Annotated in this window: 4 protein-coding genes and 1 pseudogene; 2 read left to right on the top strand and 3 right to left on the bottom strand. The window is 63.9% G+C overall.

Features of this window, described 5'->3' with window-relative positions:
* Positions 1–1,824 (top strand): 3'-5' exonuclease (locus tag RMO57_RS20465; RefSeq protein ID WP_310389817.1); only part of this gene is annotated, 1,824 nt, incomplete at its 5' end.
* A 6-nt stretch (positions 1,825–1,830) separates the two neighbouring features.
* On the opposite strand, the gene RMO57_RS20460 is transcribed toward RMO57_RS20465, so the two are convergent.
* Positions 1,831–2,088 carry a MoaD/ThiS family protein gene (locus RMO57_RS20460; RefSeq protein ID WP_310389816.1) on the bottom strand — a complete coding sequence of 86 codons (258 nt, stop codon included), beginning with the start codon at positions 2,086–2,088 and terminating at the stop codon, positions 1,831–1,833.
* The gene (locus tag RMO57_RS20455) at positions 2,085–3,257 is read right to left on the bottom strand and encodes a glycosyl hydrolase (protein ID WP_310389815.1); all 1,173 of its coding nucleotides are present in this window, start codon (positions 3,255–3,257) and stop codon (positions 2,085–2,087) included. The genes RMO57_RS20460 and RMO57_RS20455 overlap by 4 nt, the downstream gene beginning before the upstream one ends.
* Positions 3,258–3,415: 158 nt before the next feature.
* Here RMO57_RS20455 and RMO57_RS20450 point away from each other — a divergent pair, with 158 nt between their 5' ends.
* Positions 3,416–5,614 (top strand): carboxy terminal-processing peptidase, encoded by a 2,199-nt coding sequence (locus tag RMO57_RS20450; RefSeq protein ID WP_310389814.1) that lies wholly within the window; start codon positions 3,416–3,418, stop codon positions 5,612–5,614.
* A 4-nt stretch (positions 5,615–5,618) separates the two neighbouring features.
* Here RMO57_RS20450 and RMO57_RS20445 read toward each other — a convergent pair.
* Positions 5,619–5,959, bottom strand: a pseudogene (locus RMO57_RS20445) (hypothetical protein); the annotation flags it as partial.

Here is a 5,959-nt window from a genome sequence, read left to right as displayed (position 1 = left end):
TGCCAGCGCGAGGGCGTGGTCGACTTTGCCGAGCTGATGCTGCGCTCTTATGAGCTGATGCGGAGCAATCTGGCCATCCGCGAGCATTACCAGCGGCGCTTCCAGCATTTGCTGGTGGATGAGTTCCAGGACACCAACAAGCTGCAATACGCCTGGCTGAAGATGTTCGCCCCTCCAGGCCGAGGCCAAGGCGTGATCGCCGTCGGCGACGATGACCAGAGCATCTACGCCTTTCGCGGTGCGCGGGTCGGCAATATGGCCGATTTTGAGCGCGAGTACCGGGTCAAACGAGTCATCAAGCTGGAGCAGAACTACCGCAGCTTCTCCAACATCCTCGATTCCGCCAACGAGCTGATCAGCCGCAACACCAAGCGCCTGGGCAAGACCCTGCGCACCGACGCCGGCCCCGGCGAGCCGGTGCGCGTGTACGAGGCGGCCAGCGACTTCGCGGAGGCGCAGTGGCTGATCGAGGAGGCCAAGGCCCTGCACGCCCAAGGCGTGGACCGCAAGGAGATCGCCGTGCTCTACCGTAGCAATGCGCAGTCACGGGTGATCGAGTCGGCGCTCTTCAATGCCGGCATTCCCTATCGCGTCTACGGCGGCCTGCGCTTCTTCGAGCGCGCCGAGGTCAAGCATGCGCTGTCTTACTTGCGCCTGCTGGAGAACGCCAATGACGACACCAGTTTTCTGCGCGTGGTCAATTTCCCGACCCGTGGCATCGGCGCGCGCGCGATCGAGTTGCTGCAGGACGCGGCCCGCATGTCCGGCCGCAGCCTTTATCAAAGTGTCGGCGCGGTGGCCGGCAAGGCGGGCGGCAATCTGCAGGCCTTCACCCAGCTGATCGACTCGACCCGCAATCTGACGCAAGGCCTGACCCTGCGCGAGATCATCGAGCAGATCCTGGAGATCTCCGGCCTGTCCGAGTTCTACCGCAATGACAAGGACGGCGCCGACCGGCTGGAGAACTTGGGCGAATTGATCAACGCGGCCGAGGCTTTCGTGACGCAAGAGGGCTTCGGCAAGGATGCGGTGGCACTGCCGGTTGACGAGCTGTCGCCGGGGGCCATCTCCGAAGGATTTCCTACAGCCGTGGCACCCGCCAACTTCACCCCCGACGCGGAGACTGGCGAAATCATGTCGCCGCTGGCCGCCTTCTTGACCCATGCCTCGCTGGAAGCCGGCGACAACCAGGCGCAGGCCGGCCAGGACGCCGTGCAGCTGATGACGGTGCATTCCAGCAAGGGCCTGGAGTTCGACGCGGTCTTTATCACCGGCCTGGAAGAGGGCCTGTTTCCGCATGAGAACTCGGCCGCCGACGCCGACGGGCTGGAGGAGGAGCGCCGGCTGATGTATGTGGCGATCACGCGGGCACGCCAGCGCCTGTACCTGTGTTTCAGCCAGACCCGGATGCTGCATGGCCAGACCCGCTACAACGTCAAGAGCCGTTTTGTTGACGAGTTACCTGAGGGGGCTCTGAAGTGGCTGACCCCGCCCCGCCAGGCCTTCGGTTCTGGCTTTGCCAATGACTACAAACAAGCTTGGGAGCGTGGCTCGGGGCTCAAGTCCATGGTCGGCGCGGGGCGTGTCAACCCTGAGAAGGCCGCCTGGGCCGAGCCGGCCGTACCCGCAGCGATGAAGAAAAAAGAAGACAAGGAACATGGCGGCCTGAAGGTCGGCAAGGGCGTCTTCCACACCAAGTTCGGCGAAGGTGTGCTTCTGACATTGGAAGGCAGCGGCGCCGACGCGCGCGCGCAGGTCAACTTTGGGCGACATGGGATGAAGTGGCTGGCGCTGTCGGTGGCCAAGTTGCTGCCAATCGATTAAGCGGGTTCAGCCACCGCTGAGCGCCAGCACGATGGCAACAAAATCACTGGGCTGCAAGGCGTGATCGAGTTCCCGCACGCCGAGGCCGTTGACGAAGATGCGCATATTCGGCCGCAGCTGGTTCTGCTCGTCGACGACGCGAAAACGCAGGCCGGGGTAGCGGCGCTCCAACTCGGCGAACAACTCGTTCAGCGTGGCACCGACTGCTGTGATCTGCGTTTCGCCGGTGTACGAACGCAGGGCGCTCGGCAGCAGGACTTTCACTGCAGCACGGCGACTTCCACCGCGTAGATCTCCGGCAGATGGCGGGCGATGTTTGCCCAGCTCGCACCTTCCTCATGCCCTATCCATAACTCGCCGCTGGTCGTGCCCAGGTACAGCGCCGGGGCCGGCTGCGCGTCCACCGTCATCGCCTGGCGCTTCAGCGTCCACCAGGCTTGGGCTTGGGGCAGGCCTCGATCCAGCCGTTGCCAGGTATTGCCGGCGTCGCGTGTGATGTAGGCGGCGGGACTACCGTCGGGGGCGGTGCGCGGCCAGACATCGCTGCCGTCCATCGGAAAGACCCAGGCGGTGTCGGCATCCGTCGGGTGCACAACCATGGGGAAGCCGATATCGCCGACGCTCGCGGGCATCTTTTCTCCTATGCGCTGCCAGACATCATTGGCCGGATCACCGCTGCGATCTATCCGGTAGATGCCGCAGTGGTTTTGCTGATAGAGCCGATCGGGCTTGCTGGGGCATAAGCGCAGGCAATGCGGGTCGTGGAAGCTGACGTCATTGGGATCAAAGCCCCCGACCACCTGCATGCCCTGAATCAGCGTGGCCCAGGTTTGCCCGCCGTCGCGCGACTCGTGCACGCCGCCGCCGGACATGCCGAAGTACAGATGCGCCGGGTCACGCGGGTCGATGATGATGGAATGCAGCTTGGGGCCGTCGGGCGTGCCGTCTTGTACCGTGCCCATCCAGCCGCGCAACTGCGGGTTGTCATTCACGCCGGCCAACGGCGCCCAACTGACGCCGCTGTCCTCGGAGCGGAACAGGCCTTGCGGCGAGGTGCCGGCATACCAAGTGCCGGACTCGCTGGCGTGGCCCGGGGTCAGCCAGAAGGTATGGTCAACCGAGCGGGCGGGCAGGTCCGTGTCCGGCGCGCTGGGCTGAGCGAAAGCCGGCGGCTGCTGCGCCTCTTGCCAGCTAACCCCCAAATCGGTGGAGCGGAAGATCGTGGGCCCGAGGTGGCCGGTCTTGGCCGCCGCCAGCAGCGTGCGGCCGTCGCGCGGGTCCAGTTGCAGATGGCTGATGTTGTGGCCGAGGAAATGCGGGCCATCGGCAGTCCAGTTCTTGCGACCGGCGTCACCATGAAACAGCCAGCCACCTTTGCGCGTGGCGACCAGGATGACAAGCCTTTGCTTTGCGCGAGCTGATATGGGGCTCATGGGGCGATCCTCTGCGGAGGCAAGGGCGCCGAGTGTAGCTGACGCTGCAGCGGCCCTGCCTAACCTTGGCCTAATGCCCATCGGTTAAGCTGAAGCGGCAGCTTGAAGTCAGTGGTTCAGGGCCTGCGGTTCGTGATGTTGAATTTTGGAGATGCCGAATGAAGAAGAAGCCCCTTGTGTTTTTGATCTCGCTGGCCATGGCACTGGCCAGTCTGGCCAGTTCGGCAGCCACTCCCGAGCCCCTGACCCTGCTCAAGCCGCAGCCCCAACAGGCGCAAGCCGCCACTTTGTCGGCGCAGATCCTGACCCGCCATCACTACAAGGCCCAGCCCTTGGATGACGCGATGTCGGAGAAGATTTTTGACCGCTATCTGAAGGCGCTGGACCCCGAGCGCCTGTTCTTCTTGCAGTCGGACATTGACCAGTTCGCCGCCGCCCGCACGCGCATGGATGACGCCATCGGCACGCAGGACCTGACGACGCCGTTTGCGATGTTCAATCTCTACCAAAAGCGTGCCCAGGAACGCATGCTCTATGCCCGCGAATTGCTGGACGGCAGCTTTGACTTCAGCGAGAACGAGAGCTACCGCTTCTCGCGCGAGAAGGAGCCCTGGATCAAGACCGAGCGCGAGATGCGCGATCTCTGGCGCCAGCGGGTCAAGAACGACTGGCTGCGCCTGAAGCTGGCCGGCACCGCCGACAAGGTGATCAAGACCACCTTGGCCAAGCGTTATGACAATGCCCTGACGCGGATGAATAAATTGAAGAGCGAGGACGTGTTCCAGCTCTTCATGAATGCCTATGCAATGTCGGTCGAGCCGCACACCAACTACCTGGGCCCGCGTGCCAGCGAGAACTTTGACATCTCGATGCGCTTGTCGCTGGTCGGCATCGGCGCCGTGCTGCAAGAGCGCGACGAGATGATCACCATCCGCGAACTGGTGCCCGGCGGGCCGGCGGCCCGCTCGGGCAAGCTCAAGGTCGGCGACCGCATCGTCGGCGTCGGCCAGGGTGCCGGCGCGACGCCGCAAGACGTGGTGGGCTGGCGCTTGGACGATGCGGTGGACATGATCCGCGGCAAAAAAGACACCGTCGTGGTGCTGGATATCTTGCCCGCCAATGCCGGCCCCGACGGCAAGCATCAGGTGATCTCCCTGGTGCGCAACAAGATTTCGATGGAGCAGCAGTCGGCCAAGAAGTCGATTCTGGACATCAAGCAGGCGGCCGCCACCCGGCGCATCGGCGTCATCACCTTGCCGACCTTCTATCAAGATTTTGAGGCCCGCGCCAAGGGTGAGAAGGACTTCAAGAGCGTGACCCGCGATGTGGCGCGTTTGCTGGCCGAGCTGAAGAAAGAAAAAGTTGACGGCGTGATGATCGACCTGCGCGACAACGGCGGCGGTTCGCTGGCCGAGGCGGTGGAGCTGACCAGCCTCTTCATCGGCAAGGGCCCGGTGGTGCAGCAGCGCAATTCCTCGGGCGATGTACGGGTCGAGAGCGAGGCCCAAGCGAGCGCGGCCTGGGACGGCCCGTTGGCGGTGCTGATCAACCGCGGCTCGGCCTCGGCCTCGGAGATTTTTGCGGCCGCTATTCAAGACTATGGCCGCGGCATCATCCTGGGCGAGGCCAGCTTCGGCAAGGGCACGGTGCAAACCATGGTCAGCCTGGACAAGATGGCGCGCGCCGACAAGGCCAAATACGGTGAGCTCAAGATGACGGTGGCGCAGTTCTTCCGCGTCAACGGCGGCACCACGCAGCTGCGCGGCGTCAGCCCCGACATCGGCCTGGCGAGTTTTTCGGACAGCGAAGCCTATGGCGAGTCGAGTTTCGACAATGCCTTGCCTTGGGTGCAGATCAAGCCGGCCAATTACCAGGCCCTGGGCGATATGCGGGAGTTGCTGCCCTTGCTGCAAATCCGCCATGAAAGCCGCACCGCCAAGGACCGTGACTATCAGCTGCTGCTGCAAGACATCAAGGACTTTGAAGCGCAGCGCAAGATCAAGCAGGTGTCACTGAACGAGGCCGAGCGCCGTGCCGAGCGTGACGCGCGCAGCCTGAAGGCCAAGGAGCGCGAGGCGGCGCGTTTGGTCGCCGACAAGGGCAAGGGCGAAAAAAAGGCCAGCAAGACCGAGTTGGCCGCCGCCAAGCTGGCTGCTCAAGACGACGGCCTGCAAGCCAATGAGCGCAGCCTGACCGACGAGCTGGCAGCCGAGAAGGCGCGCAAAGACAGCCGTGACGTGTTGCTGGACGAAGCCGCCCATATCTTGGGTGACGCGGTTGACCTGCTGCAAAGCAATGTCAAGCTGGCCGATCAGGTCAACCCGGGCGCGGCGCGCAAGGGCCGCACGCCGCAGTGAGCGCTTATGCCTTGGCGCTCAGAATGTCTTTAGGCGCGCCGAACATATAGCAATCGATGAAGGTGAAATACAGCGAGGCGTAGAACACCGTCGTCATCAGCAGGCCCAGCGGCATCATCAGCAGCGGCAGCATGGCGCCCAGGCCTAACAGCGCGGCAAGCAGGCTGCTGCCGACGCCGAGTGCGATGATCAGCGCCGCCCACAGCAAGGCGTTGTAGGCGAAGGCGGCGCGGTTGCGCCAAAGCCCCAAGGTGCTGGAGAACAGCGCCTGCATCAGACCTTGGCCGCCCCAGTGAATCAGGGCCGGTGCATGCCAGAACGGCACCGACAACAGGCCCGCCAGGC

Origin of the sequence: Roseateles sp. (assembly GCF_031397715.1) — a bacterium.
In the GTDB taxonomy this organism is placed as follows: Bacteria; Pseudomonadota; Gammaproteobacteria; order Burkholderiales; family Burkholderiaceae_C; genus Paucibacter_A.
Note: the sequence above shows the minus strand (reverse complement) of the source record. Positions and strands in the feature narration are given on the sequence as shown.